General features: G+C 74.5%; 23 protein-coding genes. 10 read left to right on the forward strand and 13 right to left on the reverse strand.

Going from position 1 to position 18,982, the window contains the following annotated elements; translation table 11 throughout:
- Positions 1-13: 13 nt before the first annotated feature.
- From H6H00_RS00835 to H6H00_RS00850, 4 genes are all read left to right on the forward strand, one after another.
- The gene (locus H6H00_RS00835; protein WP_185719490.1) at positions 14-676 is read left to right on the forward strand and encodes a DUF1345 domain-containing protein; all 663 of its coding nucleotides are present in this window, start codon (positions 14-16) and stop codon (positions 674-676) included.
- A 20-nt stretch (positions 677-696) separates the two neighbouring features.
- Positions 697-1,689 carry a threonine ammonia-lyase gene (locus H6H00_RS00840; RefSeq protein ID WP_255425505.1) on the forward strand — a complete coding sequence of 331 codons (993 nt, stop codon included), beginning with the start codon at positions 697-699 and terminating at the stop codon, positions 1,687-1,689.
- A 37-nt stretch (positions 1,690-1,726) separates the two neighbouring features.
- The gene (locus H6H00_RS00845; RefSeq protein WP_185719491.1) at positions 1,727-2,776 is read left to right on the forward strand and encodes a flavin-containing monooxygenase; all 1,050 of its coding nucleotides are present in this window, start codon (positions 1,727-1,729) and stop codon (positions 2,774-2,776) included.
- 109 nt (positions 2,777-2,885) lie between these two features.
- The gene (locus tag H6H00_RS00850; RefSeq protein WP_221775744.1) at positions 2,886-3,563 is read left to right on the forward strand and encodes an N-acetyltransferase; all 678 of its coding nucleotides are present in this window, start codon (positions 2,886-2,888) and stop codon (positions 3,561-3,563) included.
- A gap of 13 nt (positions 3,564-3,576) precedes the next feature.
- Here H6H00_RS00850 and H6H00_RS00855 read toward each other — a convergent pair whose 3' ends face one another.
- The 3 genes from H6H00_RS00855 to H6H00_RS00865 all read right to left on the reverse strand — a co-directional run bounded on the left by H6H00_RS00855 (position 3,577) and on the right by H6H00_RS00865 (position 7,230).
- On the reverse strand, positions 3,577-4,791 hold the full coding sequence (locus H6H00_RS00855; protein WP_185719492.1) for an acetyl-CoA acetyltransferase: 1,215 nt from the start codon (positions 4,789-4,791) through the stop codon (positions 3,577-3,579).
- A 44-nt stretch (positions 4,792-4,835) separates the two neighbouring features.
- Positions 4,836-6,302 (reverse strand): NADP-dependent phosphogluconate dehydrogenase, encoded by a 1,467-nt coding sequence (gnd, locus tag H6H00_RS00860; protein ID WP_185719493.1) that lies wholly within the window; start codon positions 6,300-6,302, stop codon positions 4,836-4,838.
- A 61-nt stretch (positions 6,303-6,363) separates the two neighbouring features.
- Positions 6,364-7,230, reverse strand: a complete 867-nt coding sequence (locus tag H6H00_RS00865; protein ID WP_185719494.1) for an LLM class F420-dependent oxidoreductase — start codon at positions 7,228-7,230, stop codon at positions 6,364-6,366.
- A gap of 188 nt (positions 7,231-7,418) precedes the next feature.
- Between H6H00_RS00865 and H6H00_RS00870 the strand changes: the two genes are divergently transcribed.
- Complete coding sequence (locus H6H00_RS00870) at positions 7,419-8,159, forward strand: histidine phosphatase family protein (protein ID WP_185719495.1); 741 nt, start codon at positions 7,419-7,421, stop codon at positions 8,157-8,159.
- On the opposite strand, the gene ygiD is transcribed toward H6H00_RS00870, so the two are convergent.
- Entirely contained in the window at positions 8,160-9,014 is an 855-nt protein-coding gene (gene ygiD / locus H6H00_RS00875) for a 4,5-DOPA-extradiol-dioxygenase (RefSeq protein ID WP_221775745.1), read from the reverse strand.
- Between the two features lies 1 nt (position 9,015).
- On the reverse strand, positions 9,016-9,381 hold the full coding sequence (locus tag H6H00_RS00880; RefSeq protein ID WP_185719496.1) for a DoxX family protein: 366 nt from the start codon (positions 9,379-9,381) through the stop codon (positions 9,016-9,018).
- A 94-nt stretch (positions 9,382-9,475) separates the two neighbouring features.
- Between H6H00_RS00880 and H6H00_RS00885 the strand changes: the two genes are divergently transcribed.
- A complete protein-coding gene (locus tag H6H00_RS00885) occupies positions 9,476-10,330 on the forward strand; it encodes an EamA family transporter (protein WP_185719497.1) in 855 nt (284 codons plus the stop codon).
- A 37-nt stretch (positions 10,331-10,367) separates the two neighbouring features.
- Positions 10,368-10,787, forward strand: a complete 420-nt coding sequence (locus H6H00_RS00890; RefSeq protein WP_185719498.1) for a VOC family protein — start codon at positions 10,368-10,370, stop codon at positions 10,785-10,787.
- Positions 10,788-10,790: 3 nt separating this feature from the next.
- On the opposite strand, the gene H6H00_RS00895 is transcribed toward H6H00_RS00890, so the two are convergent.
- The 4 genes from H6H00_RS00895 to H6H00_RS00910 are packed head-to-tail and all read right to left on the reverse strand — an operon-like array spanning position 10,791 to position 13,750.
- A complete protein-coding gene (locus H6H00_RS00895) occupies positions 10,791-11,585 on the reverse strand; it encodes an SCO1664 family protein (protein ID WP_185719499.1) in 795 nt (264 codons plus the stop codon).
- A 12-nt stretch (positions 11,586-11,597) separates the two neighbouring features.
- Positions 11,598-12,170: a DUF3090 domain-containing protein gene (locus tag H6H00_RS00900; RefSeq protein WP_185719500.1), complete on the reverse strand. Its 573-nt coding sequence runs from the start codon at positions 12,168-12,170 to the stop codon at positions 11,598-11,600.
- A gap of 46 nt (positions 12,171-12,216) precedes the next feature.
- The gene (locus tag H6H00_RS00905) at positions 12,217-12,918 is read right to left on the reverse strand and encodes a histidine phosphatase family protein (protein WP_185719501.1); all 702 of its coding nucleotides are present in this window, start codon (positions 12,916-12,918) and stop codon (positions 12,217-12,219) included.
- A 10-nt stretch (positions 12,919-12,928) separates the two neighbouring features.
- Positions 12,929-13,750: an undecaprenyl-diphosphate phosphatase gene (locus H6H00_RS00910; RefSeq protein ID WP_185719502.1), complete on the reverse strand. Its 822-nt coding sequence runs from the start codon at positions 13,748-13,750 to the stop codon at positions 12,929-12,931.
- Between the two features lie 52 nt (positions 13,751-13,802).
- Here H6H00_RS00910 and H6H00_RS00915 point away from each other — a divergent pair, with 52 nt between their 5' ends.
- Positions 13,803-14,750 (forward strand): aldo/keto reductase, encoded by a 948-nt coding sequence (locus H6H00_RS00915; protein WP_185719503.1) that lies wholly within the window; start codon positions 13,803-13,805, stop codon positions 14,748-14,750.
- Positions 14,751-14,862: 112 nt separating this feature from the next.
- Complete coding sequence (locus H6H00_RS00920; RefSeq protein ID WP_185719504.1) at positions 14,863-15,102, forward strand: DUF5703 family protein; 240 nt, start codon at positions 14,863-14,865, stop codon at positions 15,100-15,102.
- On the opposite strand, the gene H6H00_RS00925 is transcribed toward H6H00_RS00920, so the two are convergent.
- Genes H6H00_RS00925 through H6H00_RS00935 form a run of 4 tightly spaced genes read right to left on the reverse strand, consistent with a single transcriptional unit; the run spans position 15,099 to position 18,173 of the window.
- Positions 15,099-15,743 carry a zinc-binding dehydrogenase gene (locus tag H6H00_RS00925; protein ID WP_255425508.1) on the reverse strand — a complete coding sequence of 215 codons (645 nt, stop codon included), beginning with the start codon at positions 15,741-15,743 and terminating at the stop codon, positions 15,099-15,101. The two genes, H6H00_RS00920 and H6H00_RS00925, sit on opposite strands and share 4 nt — an antisense overlap.
- Positions 15,740-16,081 carry an alcohol dehydrogenase catalytic domain-containing protein gene (locus H6H00_RS32065; RefSeq protein WP_255425510.1) on the reverse strand — a complete coding sequence of 114 codons (342 nt, stop codon included), beginning with the start codon at positions 16,079-16,081 and terminating at the stop codon, positions 15,740-15,742. Before H6H00_RS32065 ends, H6H00_RS00925 begins: the two co-directional genes overlap by 4 nt.
- The gene (locus H6H00_RS00930; RefSeq protein ID WP_185719505.1) at positions 16,081-16,851 is read right to left on the reverse strand and encodes an SDR family oxidoreductase; all 771 of its coding nucleotides are present in this window, start codon (positions 16,849-16,851) and stop codon (positions 16,081-16,083) included. Before H6H00_RS00930 ends, H6H00_RS32065 begins: the two co-directional genes overlap by 1 nt.
- Positions 16,851-18,173, reverse strand: a complete 1,323-nt coding sequence (locus tag H6H00_RS00935) for a M20/M25/M40 family metallo-hydrolase (protein WP_185719506.1) — start codon at positions 18,171-18,173, stop codon at positions 16,851-16,853. Before H6H00_RS00935 ends, H6H00_RS00930 begins: the two co-directional genes overlap by 1 nt.
- Positions 18,174-18,224: 51 nt before the next feature.
- Between H6H00_RS00935 and H6H00_RS00940 the strand changes: the two genes are divergently transcribed.
- Positions 18,225-18,917 (forward strand): response regulator transcription factor, encoded by a 693-nt coding sequence (locus tag H6H00_RS00940; protein ID WP_185719507.1) that lies wholly within the window; start codon positions 18,225-18,227, stop codon positions 18,915-18,917.
- Positions 18,918-18,982 lie beyond the last annotated feature (65 nt).

Consider the following 18,982-nt stretch of genomic DNA (forward strand, 5'->3'; position numbering starts at 1 on the left):
TTAGCGTGCGCGCGTGAGCGAACCGGCCTGGCGACGGCGGACGCGCGGCGAGCACCGGTGGCCCGCCCTGCTCGCCGTCGCCGTCGCCGTCGCGCTGCAGCTCGGCCTGCCCGACCAGATGACGCCGGCCCCGCGCTGGCTGCTGCCCGCGCTCGAGGCGCTGCTGCTCGTCGTGCTGCTGGTGGCCGACCCGCTGCGCATGGACCGCGACTCGCGGCGGCTGCGCGTGCTGGGGATCGGGCTCGCGTCGCTGGTCGGGCTGGCCACCGCCGTGTCGGTCGTCGGACTCGTGGTGGGGCTGGTCGACGGCCGCTTCGGCGACGACGCACCCGCGCTGCTCGCCACCGGCGCGGCCATCTGGCTGACCAACGTCATCGCGTTCGCGCTGCTGTACTGGGAGTTCGACCGCGGCGGCCCGGCCGACCGCGCGGCGGGCGTCGCGGAGCACCCGGACTTCCTGTTCGCCCAGATGCAGACCCCGGAGGTCGCCGACCCCGACTGGGAGCCGGTGTTCGTCGACTACCTCTACGTCTCCTTCACCAACTCCACCGCGTTCAGCCCCACCGACACGCTGCCGCTCTCGCGGTGGGCGAAGGGCGCGATGCTGGTCCAGGCGCTGGTGTCGCTCGTGACGGTGGCGCTGGTCGTGGCGCGGGCGGTGAACGTGCTCGGCTGAGGGCGCCTACCGTGGCGGGGGTGAGCGACCTGATCTCCATCGACGACATCGCCGCCGCCGCCGCCCGCATCGCCGGGCACGTGGTGCGCACCCCGACCGTGGACTCCCCCGGGCTCTCGGCCCACCTGGGCGCGCCCGTCGCGCTCAAGCTCGAGCTGCTGCAGCGCACCGGGTCGTTCAAGCCGCGCGGCGCGTTCCACAAGCTCCTCGGGCTCTCCGACGCCGAGCGGGCCGCCGGGGTGGTGGCCGTCAGCGGCGGCAACCACGGGCTGGCCGTCGCCGACGCCGCCGGGACGCTGGGGATCGCCGCCACGATCGTCATGCCGTCGTCGGTGCCGGAGCGGGCGGTCTCGACCTGCCGGGCCTCCGGCGCGACCGTGCGGCTCACCGACGACATGGCCGGGGCGTTCGCGCTGCTCGACGAGCTGGTCGCCGCCGGGATGACGCTCGTGCACCCGTTCGACGACCGGGACGTGATCGCCGCGCAGGGCACCGTCGGCGCCGAGTTCGCGGCCGACGCGCCCGGGCTCACCGACGTGCTCGTCAGCATCGGGGGCGGCGCGCTGGTCTCGGGCGTCGCGGCGGCGTTCGCCGGATCGGGCGTGCGCCTGTGGGGCGTCGAGACCGAGGGGGCCGACGCGATGTCGCAGGCGCTCGCCGCGGGCGCCCCGGTGTCGTTCACGCCGACGTCGATCGTCAGCACGCTGAGCGCGCCGTACGTCACCCCGCTGACGCTCGACCACGTCCGCTCGCTCGTCGAGGACGTGCTGGTCGTGTCCGACGCCGACGCCGTGCGCGGCACCCTCACCCTCGCCGAGCGGGCGAAGGTGTGGGCGGAGCCGGCGGCGGGCTGCCTGGTGCCCGCGGCGCTGCGGGTGCTCGACCGCATCGGGCCGGACGCCCGCCCGGGCCTGGTCGTCTGCGGCGGCAACGCCACGACCGCCGACCTCGCGACGTGGACCGGGCGCTTCGCCGCCACCCCGTTCCCCGCCCGGGTGCCCGCCCCCGCCTGACGGGACTGCGCCGGCGGGCCGTGGCGTTGTGCGGTGCGTGCGCACCGACGTCGTGGTGATCGGGGCCGGGCAGGCCGGGCTGTCGGCCGCGTCCGGGCTGGCCCGGGCCGGGGCCGACTTCGTGGTGCTCGACGGCGAGGACGGCCCGGGCGGGGCGTGGCGGCACCGCTGGCCGACGCTGCGGGTCGACGGCGCCCACCGCATCCACGACCTGCCCGGCCTGCCCTTCGACCCCGCCGACGTCACCCGGCCCGCCGCCGAGGTGGTGCCGGAGTACTTCGCCGACTACGAGCGCGAGTTCGGGCTGTCGGTGCTGCGGCCGGTGCACGTGCGCGGTGTCCACGACGACGCCCCGGACCTGCGGGTGGAGACCGACCGCGGCACCTGGACGACCCGCGCCCTGATCAACGCCACCGGCACCTGGACCCGCCCGTTCGTGCCCCGCTACCCGGGGACCTTCGTCGGACGCCAGCTGCACGTGGCCGACTACCGCGGGCCGGCGGAGTTCGCCAGGAAGCGGGTCGTGGTCGTCGGCGGGGGCACCTCGGCGGTGCAGCTGCTCATCGAGATCGCGGCGGTGGCCGCCGGCACCGCATGGGTGACGCGGCGCCCGCCGGTGTTCTCCGAGGAGCCCTTCGACGGGCGCGCCGCCGTGGCGCGCGTCGAGGAGCGGGTGCGGGCCGGGCTCGCGCCCGGGAGCGTGGTGTCGGTGACCGGCCTGCTCCGCACCCCGGCGGTGCGCGCCGCCCAGGAGGCCGGCGTGCTGGAGCGGCGGCCGATGTTCGACCGGCTGGTGCCGACCGGGGTGGCGTGGGCCGACGGCACGGAGTACGCCGCCGACGTGGTCCTGTGGGCCACCGGCTGGCGCGCGGCCCTCGGCCACCTCGCCCCGCTGCGCCTGCGCGGGCCGGGCGGCGGGATCGCGATGGACGGCACCCGGGTGGTGGCCGACCCCCGGGTGCACCTCGTCGGCTACGGCCCCAGCGCCAGCACGATCGGGGCGAACCGGGCCGGGCGGGCCGCGGCCCGGGAGGTGCTCGGGACGCTGCCCGTCACGCCGGCACCCGCGACGGGTCCGTCCACATGAACGCCCCGTCGTGCCCGTCGAGGTCGTGGACGCCGTTGCCGTACGTGAAGCCGTGGTCCTCGACGGGGAGGATCCCTGCGGGGGAGCTCCCCGCGGTGCGGACGTCCCTGTGACGGCGCACCCCGACGGCACTCCTCGGTGCCTGGCGCGGCTCCTCCGCGACGCCGCCGACGGCCGGTTCCCGGACGCCGACGGGAGCTGGGTCCGGGTGCCGCCGTGGCGCGCGGGCGTCGAGGCGGTGGTGGCGTTCACCGGGTTCGCGGTGCTCGCCGTCGACGGTCCGGTGCCCGGGGCAGCAGCGGGGTCCGGGATCGACGGGTCCGGCATCGACGGGTTCGGGGGCGCCCACGACCCGCGCCTGATCGCCGCGCTGGCCGGCCCGGACGGCTGGATCGACAGCCTCGACGCCCTGCTCGTCGCCCGCGGCACCGGCGGCCCGCCGGTGCTCCGGGCCCGACCCGACCTGGCGGGACACCCCCGGGTCGCGTTCGCGCGGGCCGTCCGCGACGACGTGCGGGTGCTGGGCCGCGCCTCCGGGGACGAGGTCGCGGTGCTGGCCCGCGGGATCGCCGGGCTGACGGAGCTGAGCATGGAGGTGCCGCCCGCGGCCCGCGGCGGCACCGGGCGGGCACTGGTCCGCGACGCGCTCGCCTCGGTGCCGGCCGGGGAGGTGGTGGTGGCGGCGTGCGCACCGGGCAACGCCGCGAGCCTGCGGACGCTGCTGGCCGCGGGCTTCGTGCCGGTGGGGTCGTCGCAGCTGTTCCGGCGCGGCTCCCCGGTGCGGTGAGGCCGCCGTCCCGTCAGCCGGCCACCGTGCCCACCACGAGGCTGACGACCGTGGCCGCGCTGCCGCCGATGTTCAGCGTCGCCACCGTGCCCGCGCCCTCGACCTGGCACTCCCCCGCCCGCCCGGTCACCTGGCGGGCGGCGTCGTGCAGCATCCGCACCCCGGTGGCCCCGACGGGGTGTCCGGCGCCGATCAGGCCGCCGGAGGGGTTGACCGGCAGCGCGCCGCCGCGCGCGATGCGCCCGTCGTCGATCGCCTTCGCGGCGGGGATGCCGAGGTGCTCCAGCGCCACGTACTCGGTGATCGTGAAGCAGTCGTGCAGCTCGACCGCGTCCAGCTCCTCGGGCCCCGCGATCCCGGCCCGGTCGTAGGCCTCGGTGACCGCCGTGCGCAGGTGCGGGAACAGGTGCTCGCCGCCGCGGCTCGCGTCGAGCTTGTCCTGCAGCCCGAGCGAGCCGGTGCGGTGGCCCCAGCCGCGGATCACCGCGGGCGTGCGGCCGGTGCGCCGCGACCACTCCTCCGCGTACCGCCGACCGGCCAGCACGACCGCCGCGGCGCCGTCGGTGATGCGGCCGCAGTCGGCCGCCCGCATCTCCCCCACGACGCCGGGGTTGGCCTCGTCGTCGGGTGCGGTGACGACGTCGGTCCAGCCGCGGGTCTGGGCCAGCGGGTTGGCCCGGGCGTTGTCGCGGTTGATCTCGGCGATGCGGCGGAGGTGGTCGCGGTCGAGCCCGTCGCGGTCGTCGACCTCCTGGGCGATGCGCTCGAACAGCGTGGGCCAGGGCAGCCCGTCGGGGAACTCCTCCCGCCCGACCCACGCCGCGGAGCCGAGGTGCTCGGCCGCCTGCCGCCCGCCGACGTTGCGCATGAGCTCCACACCCGTCACGAGCGCGACGTCGTAGCGGCCCGCCTCGATCTCGGCCGTCGCGGCGAGCACCGCGATGCTCCCCGACGCGCACGCCGCCTCGTGCCGGCTGGTCGGCAGCGCCGACCAGGCCGGGTCCAGGGTCGTGAGCAGCGCGCCGAGGTGGGCCTGACCGGTGAACAGCTCGGCGGCGAGGTTGCCGACGTGCGCGGTGCCGATGTCGGCCGCGGGCACGTCGGCGTCGGCCAGCGCGGTCGCGACGGCGTCCGCGAGCATCGCCCGCAGCGGCTCGTCGGAGACCCGGGACCAGTTCGTCGCGAAGTCGGTCTGGGCACCGCCGAGCACGAACACCTGCTGCGTCATGGGTCCACGATCGACCCTTCCGCGCCTGTGGACAACTCCCGCGGCTACCCGTCCGTCCGCACCTCGGTGCCGTCCTGGCCCCACCGGGTGTGGAACTTCCCCTCGGCGTCGGTGCGCAGGTAGGTGTGGGCGCCGAAGAAGTCGCGCAGGCCCTGGATGAGGTTGGCCGGTCCGCGCTCGCGGCGGTAGCCGTCGTAGTAGCTCAGCGAGCTGGCGAACGCCGGGACCGCCACGCCCTGCTGGGTGGCCGTCACGACCACGCGCCGCCACGCGTCCTGCGCGTTCGCGACGGCCTCGGTGAAGTACGGCACCATCAGCAGGTTGTCCAGGTCGGGGTGCTCGGCGTAGGCGTCGCGGATCCGGTTGAGGAACTGCGCGCGGATGATGCAGCCGCCGCGCCAGATCGTGGCCATGGCGCCCAGGTCGAGGTCCCAGTCGTTGGCCAGCGACGCGGCCCGCATCTGCGCGAAGCCCTGCGCGTACGCCACCACCTTGCTCGCGTAGAGGGCCTGGCGGATGTCGTCGACGAGGCCGTCCGGGCCGTCGCCGGGCGTCGGGCCGGCCAGCGTGGTGGACGCGGCCCTCCGCTCGTCGCGCAGCGCGGACAGGCCGCGGGCGAACACCGCCTCCGTGATCCCGGTGAGGGGCACGCCGAGGCCCAGGGCGTCGACGGCGGTCCAGGTGCCGGTGCCCTTCTGCTCGGCCTGGTCGACGATCACGTCGACGAGCGGGCCGCCCGTCCTCTCGTCGGTCTTGCCGAGCACCTTCGCGGTGATCTCGATGAGGAACGACTCCAGGTCGCCGGAGTTCCACTCCTCGAAGATCGCCGAGATGGCCGGGGCGTCGAGGCCGCCGACGTGGGTGAGCAGGTCGTAGGCCTCGGCGATGAGCTGGATGTCGGCGTACTCGATGCCGTTGTGCACCATCTTCACGTAGTGCCCGGCCCCACCCGGCCCGACGTGCACGCAGCACGGCGTGCCGTCGACGACCGCCGCGATCGACGTGAGGATCTCCTCGACCTCCGCGTACGCCGACGGGTCGCCGCCGGGCATGATGCTCGGCCCGAGCAGCGCGCCCTCCTCGCCGCCGGAGACGCCGATGCCCATGAACCGCAGGCCGTTCGCCGCGCACTCCTCGGTGCGGCGCACGGTGTCGGGGAAGTGCGAGTTGCCGGCGTCGATGATGATGTCGCCCTCGTCGAGCAGCGGCGTGAGGTCGGCGATCACGGCGTCGACGGGCTTGCCCGCCTTCACCATCACGATGATCCGCCGCGGCTTCTCCAGCGCGGCGACGAAGTCCTCGAGCGACTCGGCCGCGGTGAACTCGCCCTCGTCGCCGAACTCCTCGATGAACTCCCGGGTCTTGGCCGTCGTGCGGTTGTGCACGGCGATCGGGACCCCGCGACGGGCGATGTTGCGGGCCAGGTTCGCCCCCATGACGGCCAGGCCGGTGACCCCGATGCGACTGCTCACAACTCTCCTCACGACGAACGGACGGCACTTCGGAGCCATACTGTCGGGTGGGGCCCCTCCCCGCAGCAGTACGGCTCCGAAGTGCGTGTGAACAGCGTCTCTACAGTTCTGCTGCTGCTGGGATGATCTCCTTGGCCAGGAGTTCCAGGCGTTCGGGCTTCCAGACCTCGGGGACCCAGCCGTGCGCCTCGGTCACCCCCAGCGCCGCCAGCTCCCGCAGCTGGGTCAGCAGGGCGTCGACGTTCTCACCCTTCTCCCCCGCGTCGAGCGGGAACATGACCGTCTTCTCGATCTCGTCGTAGTCGCGCCCGACGTCGGCGCAGTGCCCGCGCAGGACGTCGAGCTTGTGCGCCAGGTCGGGCCCGGCGAACAGGTTGCACGCGTCGGCGTACTGCGCGACGAGGCGCAGCGTCTTCTTCTCCCCGCCGCCGCCGATGAGGATCGGCGGGCGGCGCAGCGCCTGGGGCACGTTCATCGTCGCGCCGAGCCGGTAGTGGGTGCCCTCGTACGGGCCGTCGTCGTCGCTCCACATCTGCCGGCAGATCTGCAGGGTCTCCTCCAGGCGCTCGAAGCGCTCGGCGGTGCCCGGGAACGGCAGGCCCAGCCCGGTGGCCTCCTCGTCGTTCCACGCGGCGCCGATGCCCAGCCACGCGCGGCCCTTCGACAGGACGTCGAGGGTCGTGACGAGCTTCGCGAGCATCCCCGGCTCGCGGTAGGTGACGGCGGTGACCCAGGCCAGCAGCTGCACGCGCTCGGTGCGCGCCGCGAGGTAGCCCAGGGTCGTGTACGCCTCCAGCATGTCGTTCTCGATCGGGCCGACGGGCCGGATCTGCCAGAGGTGGTCCATGACGCTGACGCGGCCGAAGCCGGCCTCCTCGGCCGCCACGACGATGCGCGTCAGGTCGTCGGCGAGCCCGGCGGGCCCGCTCGGGTAGGTGAAGTCCGCGACGTGCAGACCGATCTCCACAGCAGTACCTCTCCCCCGCGGCTGACTCCGCGGCCGCTCGGGCCCGACGCTAGACCGGTGGTGGCCGCGCTGCCTGGGCCCGACAGTCCTACCCTCGCGCGCCGGTGTTCCGGAATCCGGTACGGCGGTCCCGATCCGCCGGGCGCTCGCCGTAGCGTCGGGCCCGTCGTCGAGTCCCGGGAGGTTCCGTGTCGGAGTACGAGGTCGTGCTGCTGCGGCACGGGGAGACCGTCGGCTACGACGGCGACCTGGGGCTCACCCCGCTCGGCGAGGAGCAGGCCCGGGAACGGGGTGCCGCGCTGGCGAAGGAGATCACCCCCGAGACCGTGGTCCGGATGCCGCACGCCCGCACCGCCCGGGCGATCGCGACGGCGGTCGGGCTGCGCGAGGCGCTGGTCGAGGCCGGGATCGAGCCGGGCCCGCTGCACCCGGACCCGTGGTTCGACAACCTGCGCTACTCCCTGCACGGGCGCGGCGTCGACACCTCCGACGCCGTCACCGAGCGGCTGACGCTCACCGGCGACCTGCCCGACTGGGCCCGCGAGTACGACCGCTTCGACTCCGACTACCGCTCGGTCGCGGCCGCGGGCGGCCCGATCGAGTACTGGCTGCACAACCCGACGCTGTACTTCGAGCCCCCGCACGTCGCCGCCCACCGGTTCTGGCGCGGCATCACCGAGGTCGGTCGCGACGCCCCCGAGAACCTGCTGGTGGTGGCGGCCACCCACTCCGCGCCGATGCGCGCGTTCCTCGCCACCACCCTCGGCGAGGACCCCGGCGAGCCGCACAACCTGGAGGAGATCCGCGTGCGGGTGCGTCCCGGCGGCGGCGCGGACGTCACCTTCCGGGACCGCACCACCGCGATGACGGTGCCGCCGCACCTGCCGCCGTGGATCGACCGCGACTGGTTCGAGTCCTACGGCCGCTGATCAGATGTTCATGTCCTCCGGCGGCCGGCCGGCCGGAACGCTGCCGGCGCCGGGCGGGCCGTCGGCCGCCACGGGGCGGTCGAGGTCGAGCGTGTACGCCGTCATCGACAGCGAGCCGTAGGCGTACCCGTCGACCAGCACGTCGGCCCGGTTCCCGGACGCCGCGCCGAGCCCGGCGAGGTAGAGCAGCGGGATGAAGTGGTCCGGCGTGGGCACGGCGGCGGGGAAGTCGGCGGAGCCGACGATCCCGGGCAGCGCGTCCGGTGAGCCGGTCATCGTGGCGCGGGCGGCCTCGTCGAAGCGCTGCGCCCAGTCGAAGCCCTCGTCGCGGCGGCGCGGGTCCATGCCGCCGAGGTTGTGCACGACGTTGCCGCTGCCGACGACGAGCACGCCGCTGTCCCGCAGCGGGGCGAGCCTCGCCCCGAGGTCGAGGTGCTCGTCGAAGGACTTGCCGGCGTCGATCGACAGCTGGATCACCGGCACGTCGGCACCGGGGAACATGTGCGTGAGCACCGACCAGGTGCCGTGGTCGATGCCCCAGCTGTCGACGTCCTGGCCCACCCACGTCGGCTTGGCGATCTCCTCGACCTCCGCCGCGACGTCGGGGGCCCCCGGTGCGGGGTAGTCGACGTCGAACAGCGCGCCGGGGAAGCCGAAGAAGTCGTGGATCGTGCGCGGCCGCGGCATCGCGGTGACGGCGGTCGCGTTGATGTACCAGTGCGCCGACACGACGAGCACCGCGCGCGGCCGCGGCAGCGCCGCCCCGAGCGCGCGCCACGACTCGGTGTAGCGGTTGGACTCGAGGGCGTTCATCGGGCTGCCGTGCCCGATGAACGCCGCCGGCATCGGGCTCATGTCAGGCAGGGTAGGCGATGCGGAGCACGGCGAGCACGAGCGCGAGGACCCCGAGCACCAGCGGGGGCAGGTAGGGCTCCTTGCGCCGGACGTGCACCACGACGGCGCCGACCATCGTCAGCGCGAGACCGATCGCCGCGACGGGCACCAGCCAGGTCGCGATGCCGGTGACGGCGGGCAGCACCAGACCGATGGCCCCCAGCACCTCCAGCAGCCCGATGGTCTTGATCGCGGAGGCGGAGAAGTCCTCGGCGTAGCCCATGCCGGCCGCGACGAGCGCGGGCTTGGGACGGGCGAGCTTCATGCCGCCCGCGCCGAGGAAGGCCAGGGCGAGGACGATCTGCAGGATCCAGGCGACGACGGACACGGTGCGCTCCCAGCGCTCGAGGTGAGTTGAACACTCAAGAACCTAGTGCGTGAAGCATGAGCCTTCAAGGACCTGTCACGCGATCGTGATCGCGGTGGCGCAGGATGACGCGGTGATCGCGATCCTGCTGGCCCTCGGCACCGCACTCGGCTACGGCGTCGCGAACTACCTGGCCCCCGTCCTCGGCCGCCGGATGCCGCTCGCGGCGGTCCTGCTGGGCAGCCAGGTCGCCGGGCTGGTCGTCTCGGTGCTCCTGACGCTCGGCTCCGACCTGACGATGGACGCCGCGGGGCTCGCGTTCGCCGTCGCCGCCGGGGCGAGCAACGCCGGGGCGCTGGCCTGCCTGTACCGCGCGGCGCAGACCGGCAACCTCAGCGTGATCTCCCCCGTCGCGGCGAGCGGTGCGGCCGTCCCGGTGCTGGTCGGGCTGGTCTCCGGCGACCGGCCCGGGCCGTGGCAGCTCGCCGGCATCCCGCTGGTGCTCGTCGGGATCGTGCTCGCGGCGCGCCGCCCCCCGGTCGGCCCGACGGGCCCGGGCGGCGCCCGGGGCATCGGCTGGGCGCTGGGCGCCGCCGCGCTGTTCGGCACGTTCCTCACGACCTACGCCGGGGCCGCCGCGGACTCCTCCTCCGGCGCGCTGGTGTGGTCGCGGGTCGCGCTCGTGCTCACCACCGGCGTCGGGATCCTGCTGCTCCGCGCCCCTGTCCGGGTGGCGCCCCGCGACGGGGCGCTCGTCCTCGTCCCCGGGCTGCTGCTGGCCCTGGGCACGTTCGCCTTCGGCGAGGCCACCCGGATCGGGCTGCTCAGCGTCGTCTCGGTGATCGCCACCCTCAACCCCGTGGTGACCGTCGTGCTCGCGTTCGTCCTGCTCCGCGAGCGGCCCGCGGCGGTGCAGCGGATCGGAGCGGCCCTCGCGCTGACCGGGATCGTGCTGCTCGCCGCGGGCTGATGCTGCGCACGATCTTGTCGGATGCAACCATCTGCACATGAGCATCCCCGTCACCGGCTTCTCGCACGTCCGCATCACCGTCACCGACATCGCGCAGTCACGCGCCTTCTACGACGCCGTCCTCGGGCTGCCGGTCGCCTTCGCGGCCACACCCGACGCCGACGAGGCCACCCGCGCCGAGGAGTGGTGGCTCTTCGGCGGCGTCGTCTACCAGGTTCCCGGCGGCTTCTTCGGCCTGCGGCCCGTCGCCCCCGGCGGCGACCGGTTCACCGAGGACCGCGCCGGGCTCGACCACCTCAGCTTCGGCGTCGCCTCGCGCGCCGACCTCGACGCCGCCGCGGCCCGTCTCGACGAGCTCGGCGTCGCCCACGAGGGCGTCAAGGACATCGGGATCGGCCAGCTGCTGGAGTTCCGCGACCCCGACAACATCGCGCTGGAGCTGTGGGCCGACGCCTAGCCCCTAGAACGCGGGCCAGGGGATCGCCGGGCCGTACCCCGAGGGTTCGGGGAACCGCGGCTCGGCGATCAGCCCGTCGACCCGTGAGGCGAGCGTGCGCACCTCACGACGGGTGACGTGCTCGCCCAGCACGTCGGCGAAGGTGCCGTCGAGCTCGGTGCGCAGCTTCTCCAGCGCCTCGACGACCTCGCCGGGCAGCGGCTCGCCGACCCAGCCCCACAGCACCGTGCGCAGCTTGTCCTCGACGTGCAGCGTGAGGCCGTGGTCGACGCCGTAGAGGTTCCCGTCGGTGCCGGCGAGCACGTGCCCGCCCTTGCGGTCGGCGTTGTTGACGACGACGTCGAACGCCGCCATCCGGCGCAGCGCCGGGGTGTCGGCGTGGACGAGGACGGCGGGCTCGCCGCGGTCGCCCCGCGCCCGCAGCACCCCGATCCAGCCCTCGGGCACCTTCTTCGGCGAGCACACGTCGACCAGCTCGCGCTCGTCGTCGGTGTCGACCCAGACCTGCACCATCCCCGGCCCGAACGGCCCCTCGCGCAGCAGCGTCGGCGGCACGACGTGCAGCCCCGCCGCCTCGGAGACGAGGAACGAGCCGTACTCCCGGCCGGCGAGCGTGCCGTCGGGGAAGTCCCACAGCGGCCGCTCGCCGCGGACGGGCTTGTAGACGCACTTCGCCTCCAGCCCGTCGGCGCTGACCGTGCCGAACAGCGTGGCGTTGGAGGCGTCGACGAGACGGCCGGTGATGTCGATGCGGCCGTGGCGGAGCAGCTCCGGCACCGCGGGGTCCCGAGGATCCACCGAGGGGTGGCCTCAGCCCTCGACGGCGGGGGTGCGCCGGCGGTAGCCGTTGAGCCGCACGCAGACGTGGCCGTCCGGGTCGAGCGCCTCGGCGCACAACGGGCACGGCGGCCGGCCGGCGGAGACGACCTTCTCGGCGCGCTCGGCGAAGGCGTGGGCCTGCACCGGGGAGAGGAAGACGCGCAGGGCGTCGGGGCCCTCCTCGGCGTCGTCGAGGACGACCGACTCGTCGACCTCCTCCTCGCTCACGGCGAGCAGCTCCACGACGACCGACTTCGAGTCGGCGTCCCAGCCCAGGCCCATCGTGCCGACCCGGAACTCCTCCTCCAGCGGCACGGCGAGGGGATCGAGATCGGTGCGGTCGCCCGGGGTGTCGGGGTCGTCGTCGCCGAACCGGCGCGCCACCTCCTCCAGGAGAGCGGCGATGCGCTCGGCGAGCACCGACACCTGCTGCTTCTCCAGGAGCACGCTGATCGTGCGCGAGTCCTCGATGGCCTGCAGGTAGAAGGAGCGGTCGCCGGGCTCGCCGACGGTCCCGGCGACGAAGCGCTCGGGCTGGCGGAAGACGTGAATGACGCGTGACATGGCCCTCCCAGGGTAGCTCGCCCCGCCGCGGAGGGCACGCCGCACGTCAGGTGGTACCGCCCACCACCGCATCGGAGCTGCGCGCGGCCGCCGTGCGACGGCGCCGCTTCGGGGCGGGCGGGATCAGTCCGGAGACGTCGCCGCCCAGGTCGTTGACGCGCGCGACGAACGGGCGGGTCTCGGTGTAGTGCACGACGCTGATCGAGCAGGTGTCGACCATGATCCGCTGGAAGTTGTCCAGGTGGGTGGCCAGCGCGTCGGCCAGCACGGCCTTGATGACGTCACCGTGGCTGCACGCGAGCCACACCGCCTGCGGCCCGTGCTCGGCCGCGATCCGGGCCCCGTGCCGTCGCACCGCCGCGACCGCCCTGGCCTGCATCGCCGCCAGCCCCTCGCCCTCGGGGAACACCGCGGCCGACGGGTGGCTCTGCACGACCTTCCACAGCGGCTCCTTGCCGAGCTTCTTGAGCTCCGAGCCGGTCCAGTTGCCGTAGTCGACCTCGGCCAGGTCGGGTTCGGTCAGCGGGGTGAGCGACCGGTCGGCGGCCAGCGGGGCGACCGTCTGCTCGCAGCGCAGCATCGGCGAGCACACGATCTCGGCGATCGGCACGCCGTTCAGCCGCCCGACCACCTTCTCCGCCTGCCCGCGGCCGGTCTCGTCCAGTTCGACGCCGGGGGTGCGCCCGGCCAGCACGCCGGCGACGTTCGCCGAGGAACGACCGTGGCGCAGGAGGATCAGGGTGGTCACCGCCCCGACCCTACGTGGCGGCGAGGCGGCCGGTGCTCAGCGCGGCGAGCAGCAGCAGGCCCAGGCCGACGCGGTACCAGACGAACACGTAGACGCTGTGGCCCTCGACGTAGCGCAGCAGCCAGGCGATCGTGGCGTAGCCGACGACGAACGCGATGACGGTCGCCACGATCATCTGCAGGACGCTCGGCCCGTCGTTCGCGAAGACGTCGGGCAGCTGGAACAGCCCGGCCGCGAACACCGACGGGATGGCGAGCAGGAACGAGTAGCGGACGATCGCGGGCCGCGTCATGCCGAGGAACAGGCCCGCGGTGATCGTCCCGCCCGAGCGCGACACCCCGGGGATCAGCGCCATGGCCTGCGCGAACCCGAGCAGGATGCCGTCCTTCGGGGTGATCTTGCGCAGCTCGATCTGCTGGCGGCCGATCCGCTCGGCCAGCCCGAGCAGCAGGCCGAAGATGATCAGCGTCGAGGCCACCAGCCACAGGTTGCGGCCCACCGTCTGGATCTGGTCCTCGAACAGCAGCCCGAGCACGGCGATCGGGATCGTGCCGATGATCACCAGCCAGGCGATCTTGTAGTCGTCGGTGATCCGCACCATCGGCGTGGAGAACCCCCGCCACCACACCGCGACCAGCCGCCCGATGTCCTTGGCGAAGTAGACGACGACGGCGAGCTCGGTGCCGAGCTGCGTCACCGCGGTGAACGCGGCGCCCGCGTCGCGCCCGAAGAACACCTCGGAGGTGATCCGCAGGTGGGCCGAGGAGGAGATCGGGAGGAACTCCGTCAGACCCTGCACCAGTCCGAGAACGAGAACTTCGAGCCACGTCACGTCGAGCGACCGTACTGGGGACCGTGATCGCGTCCGCCGTAGGCTCCCCGCCGTGCAGAGGCGACGGGTCGGGAGCAGCGGTCTGGAGGTCTCGCGCATCGGTCTGGGCACCCTGACCTGGGGGGCCGACACCGATCTCGAGGCCGCGACGGCGCAGCTCACGGCGTTCGTCGACGCGGGCGGCTCGCTCGTCGAGACCGCCGACGGCTACGGCGACGGGCTCGCCCAGGAGACCCTCGCCGCGGTGCTCGCGGCCTCCGTGCCGCGCGAGTACGTCGTGATCGCCGGGCGCGCGTCGCTGCCCGGCGGGCCGCTCGGCGACGGTGCCGCGCGCGGCGCCCTGCTGTCCGGGCTCGACGCCACGCTGAAGCGCCTGGGGGTCGACCACCTCGATCTGTGGCAGCTCCCCGCCTGGGACGCCACGGTGCCGGTCGAGGAGACGCTCTCGGCCGTGCAGGTCGCCGTGCTCGCGGGCAAGGTCCGCTACGCCGGACTGGTGGCGCCCCGGGGCTGGCAGCTCGCCACCGTCGCCGAGCGGGGCCGGACGCTGGGCCCGCTCACCGTGCCGGTCTCGGCCCAGGTCGAGTACTCGCTGCTGGCCCGCGACGTCGAGGCCGAGCTGGTGCCCGCCGCGGTGCACCACGGCGTCGGGCTGCTGGCCTGGGCCCCGCTCGGGCGCGGCGTCCTGACCGGCAAGTACGCCGACGGCACCCCGGCCGACTCCCGCGGCGCGTCGCCCACTCTCGCCCCCTACGTCGAGGCGCGGCGCACCGAGCGCTCCACCCGGATCGTGCAGGCCGTCCTCACCGCCGCCGACGGCCTCGGCACCTCGCCGCTGGCCGTCGCGCTGGCGTGGGTGCGGGACCTGCCGGGCGTCGCCTCGGCCGTCGTCGGTGCCCGCGACGCCGCGCAGCTCGCCGCGTCGATGGCGACCGAGGCGGTGACGCTGCCCGCGGAGATCCGCGCGGCGCTCGACGACGTCAGCGGCCCGATCACCTGAGCCGCCCCGGCCGGACCCGGACGAACCTGGCACCGGACTCCCGCCCCGCCTATCGTGTGGGGCCATCCGCCGTTCACCGCGGCGCAACACGGACGAGCTCTCGGAGGTGCCGGTGGCCCGCAGCAGTACCACCGCGGACGTCGACCCCGACGCCGCCGACGGGGAGTGGGAGTACCGGCCGATCGACATCCCCGGGGACGTGTCCCGGGTGACGGCAGCGGTCCGGCTCGCGATCCAGGCGGAGTTCGGCGGCTGGGAGCTCTCCCGCGTCCGGCTCTACCCCGGCGGCGTGCGCAAGGTCACGCTCCGCCGCAAGCGCTCCACCAGGATGCTGCCCGAGATCTCCTTCTAGCCGGGCAGCAGCACGACCTTGCCGGTGGTGCCCCGCGACCCGAGCAGGCGCAGCGCCTCCGGCGCCTGGTCGAGCGGCAGCTCCGCGCTGACCAGCGGGTCGATGGCGCGGCGGGCCCACAGGTCCTCGATGACGCCCTGCCACTCGTCGATCCGGCCGGGGTCCATCGTGCGGTAGAAGCCCCAGTGCACGCCCACGACCTCGTAGTTCTTGACGAGCACGTGATTGGTGGGGGCCTCGGCGATGCGTCCGCCGGCGAACCCGATCACCAGGATCCGCCCCTCGAAGGCGACGAGCCGGCGCGAGAGGTCGAAGATGTCGCCGCCGACCGGGTCGTAGACCACGTCGGCCCCCCGCCCGCCGGTGAGCTCCTTGACCCGCGCCACGACGTCCTCGGCCGCGTAGTCGACCACCTCGTCGGCCCCGAGGCCCCGCACGACCTCGCACTTGGCCGCCCCGCCCGCCGTGCCGAGGACCCGGGCGCCCAGCGCCTTCCCGATCTGCACCGCGGCGCTCCCGACGCCGCCGGCCGCGGCGTGCACGAGCAGGGTCTCCCCCGCCTGCAGCCGCCCGCGCCGCGTCAGCGCGCACACCCCCGTCTGCTGGGTGATGAACAGCCCCGCGGCCTGCGCCGCCGTCATCCGTCGGGCCAGGGGAACGTCGACGCCGCGTCGAGGACGGCCAGCTCGGCGTACCCGCCGCGGCCCATCGGCGGCGTGCCGAGCACGCGGTCGCCGACGGCGGCGCGGGCCCCCTCCCCCGCCGCGACGACCTCGCCGGCGATCTCCAGCCCCGGCGTGAACGGCAGGTCCGGCTTCTCCTGGTAGCGCCCCTGGCAGACCAGGATGTCCGGGAAGTTGCAGGCCACCGCGTGCACGCGGACGAGCACCTGGCCCGGCCCGGGCTCCGGGTCGGGCAGCTCGCCGAACTCCAGGACGTCGGCCGGGTCGCCCAGCCGCGAGACGCTCCAGCCCCTCATCAGTGGTCCTCCCAGGACACGGCGGGCGGGGCCCCGGCGCCCTTCGGCCCGGGCACGCCCCGGAACCCGTAGGGCGCGGGCTCGCGGCCCGGCTGCACGAACCAGCACTCGCCGGGCTCGGCGCGGTCGAGGATCGCGTCGACCCCGTCGGCGACGTCCTCGGCGGTGAGCAGCGGGAACCCGCCGAACTGCTCCTTGGCGTGCGCGATCAGCGGGGTGTCGGCGAAGCCGGGGCACAGCGCGGCGACGCGGATGCCCTCGCCGCCCAGGGTCGGCGCGACCGAGCGCACGTAGCCGACGACGGCGTGCTTGGTGAGCGTGTAGATCGGGTCGCCGGGCATCGGGACCAGCCCGGCCAGCGACGAGGTGGCGATGATCGTGCCGCCGCCCGCGCGGCGCAGCGCGGGCACCGCCGCGGCCAGGCCGAACACGACGTGGTCGACGTTGACGCCCATGATCCGGCGGTACGCCTCGACGTCGAGGTCGGAGATCCCGGACTGCCCGGACGTCGTGCCCGCGTTGAGGAACACGATGTCGAGCCCGCCGAAGTGCTCCTCGACCTGCCCGACGAGGCCGGTCATCGTCTCGGCGTCGGTGACGTCGGCGACGACCGCGAGACCGCCGATCTCCCCGACCAGCGCCGTGGCCCTGGCCTCGTCGCGGTCGACCACCGCGACCTTCACCCCGGCCGCGGTGAGCCGCCGCGCGACGGCCTCCCCGATCCCCGACGCGCCGCCCGTGACCAGCGCACTCTTCCCGTCCAGGTCCATCACGAGCTCCTCAGGAAGGTGTCGAGCACACGGGTGCCGAACTGCAGGGCGTCGACGGGCACGCGCTCGTCGATGCCGTGGAACAGGGACGCGAAGTCGAGGTCCGGGGGCAGGCGCAGCGGCGCGAAGCCGAAGCAGGCCATCCCCAGCTCGGCGAACGCTTTCGCGTCGGTGCCGCCGGAGAGCATGTACGGCACGGTCTCGGCGGTGGGGTCCTCGGTGCGCAGCGCGGCGGCCATCGCGTCGGTGAGCGGGCCCCCGAACTCCGTCTCCACCGGCGGCAGCTCGGTGACCCAGCTGCGGGTGACGTGCGGCCCGATCAGCTCGTCGACCTCGCGCAGGAAGGCCTCCTGACGCCCGGGCAGCACCCGGCAGTCGATCACCGCCTCCGCGGTGGACGGGATGACGTTGGCCTTGTAGCCGGCCTTGAGCATCGTCGGGTTGGCGGTGTCGCGGACGGTGGCGCCGACGATCCGGGACAGCGGGCCGAGCTTGGCCAGCGAGCCCTCCAGGTCGTCCTCGGGGAACTCCAGGCCGGTGAGCTCGCTCATCCGGTCGAGGAACTGGCGGACGGTGTCGGTGATCGTCAGCGGGAACGTGTGGTTGCCCAGCCGCGCGACGGCCTCCGCGACGTGGGTGACCGCGTTGTCGTCGTGCAGGAACGAGCCGTGGCCGGGCTTGCCGCGGGCGTGCAGCCGCATCCAGGCGATGCCCTTCTCCGCGGCCTCGATGAGGTAGACGCGGCGGTCCTCGGCCAGCGTCAGCGAGAACCCCCCGACCTCCCCGACGGCCTCCGTGCAGCCCTCGAACAGGTCCGGGCGGTTCTTCGCCAGCCAGTGCGCGCCGTAGGCCCCGCCCGCCTCCTCGTCGGCCAGGAAGGCGAACACGATGTCGCGCGGCGGCACCACGCCCTCGCGCTTGAAGCGGCGCGCGACGGCGATCGTCATCGCCACCATGTCCTTCATGTCGACGGCGCCGCGGCCCCACACGTAGCCGTCCTGCACCGCGCCGGAGAACGGGTGCACCGACCACTCCGACGGCTCGGCGGGCACCACGTCGAGGTGGCCGTGGACGAGCAGCGCCCCCCGCGACGGGTCGGCGCCGGGCAGCCGGCAGAACACGTTGTCGCGGCGCGGGGCCCCGGACTCGACCATCTCGATCTCGTAGCCGACCTCCGACAGCTTGGCCGCCACGTACTCCGCGGCCTCCCGCTCGCCGGTGACCGTGTCGGGGTCTCCGGTGTTGGTGGTGTCGATCCGGATGAGCTCGGAGCAGAGGTCGACGACCTCGTCGACGGCGGAACTGTCCTGGGAGCGGGTCACGCGGCCTTCCTACCATCGAGGCCCGTCCGGGGCGGTCGTAGTCTCCCCCGCATGGCCCGACTGCTCGTGGTGGAGGACGACGAGACCATCGGCGGCGTGCTGCACGCCAGCCTGCTGGCCCACGGGCACGACGTCACCTGGGAGCGCACCGGGCGGGGCGCGCTGCGCGCGGCCGCCGCGCACGACCTCGACCTCGTGCTCCTCGACCTCGGCCTCCCCGACCTCGACGGCGTGGAGGTCTGCCGCCGCCTGCGCACGCAGCAGCCCGGCGCGGTGCTCGTCGTGCTCACCGCCCGCACCGACGAGATGGACGTCGTCGTCGGGCTGGAGGCGGGCGCCGACGACTACCTCACCAAACCGCTGCGCCTCGACGAGCTGCGCGCCCGGATCCGCGCCCACCTGCGCCGCGGCGGGCCCGCCACCCCCGCCGGCGCCGGCACGGTCGAGCTGGGGTCGGTCTTCATCGACGTCGCGGGCCGCCGCGTCACCGTCGCCGGGACCGAGATCGCGCTGCGCGCCAAGGAGTTCGACCTCCTCGCCCGCCTCGCCGCCGACGCCGGCAGCGCCGTCAGCCGGGAGACGCTGATGTGCGACGTGTGGGACGTCAACTGGTTCGGCTCCACCAAGACCCTCGACATGCACATCGCGGCCCTGCGTCGCCGGCTCGGCGGTACCGGCGCGACCGGTTTGCCCGAGATCGTCACGTTGCGCGGTCACGGCTACCGGCTCGACCCCCCGCGCTGAGCCGTCCGGGCCGAGAGTTGTCGCAGCGGTGGGCCTCGGTTGGCCGTCCGTTGACCGTGCGTGAG

The organism is Pseudonocardia petroleophila, assembly GCF_014235185.1.
In the GTDB taxonomy this organism is placed as follows: Bacteria; Actinomycetota; Actinomycetes; order Mycobacteriales; family Pseudonocardiaceae; genus Pseudonocardia; species Pseudonocardia petroleophila.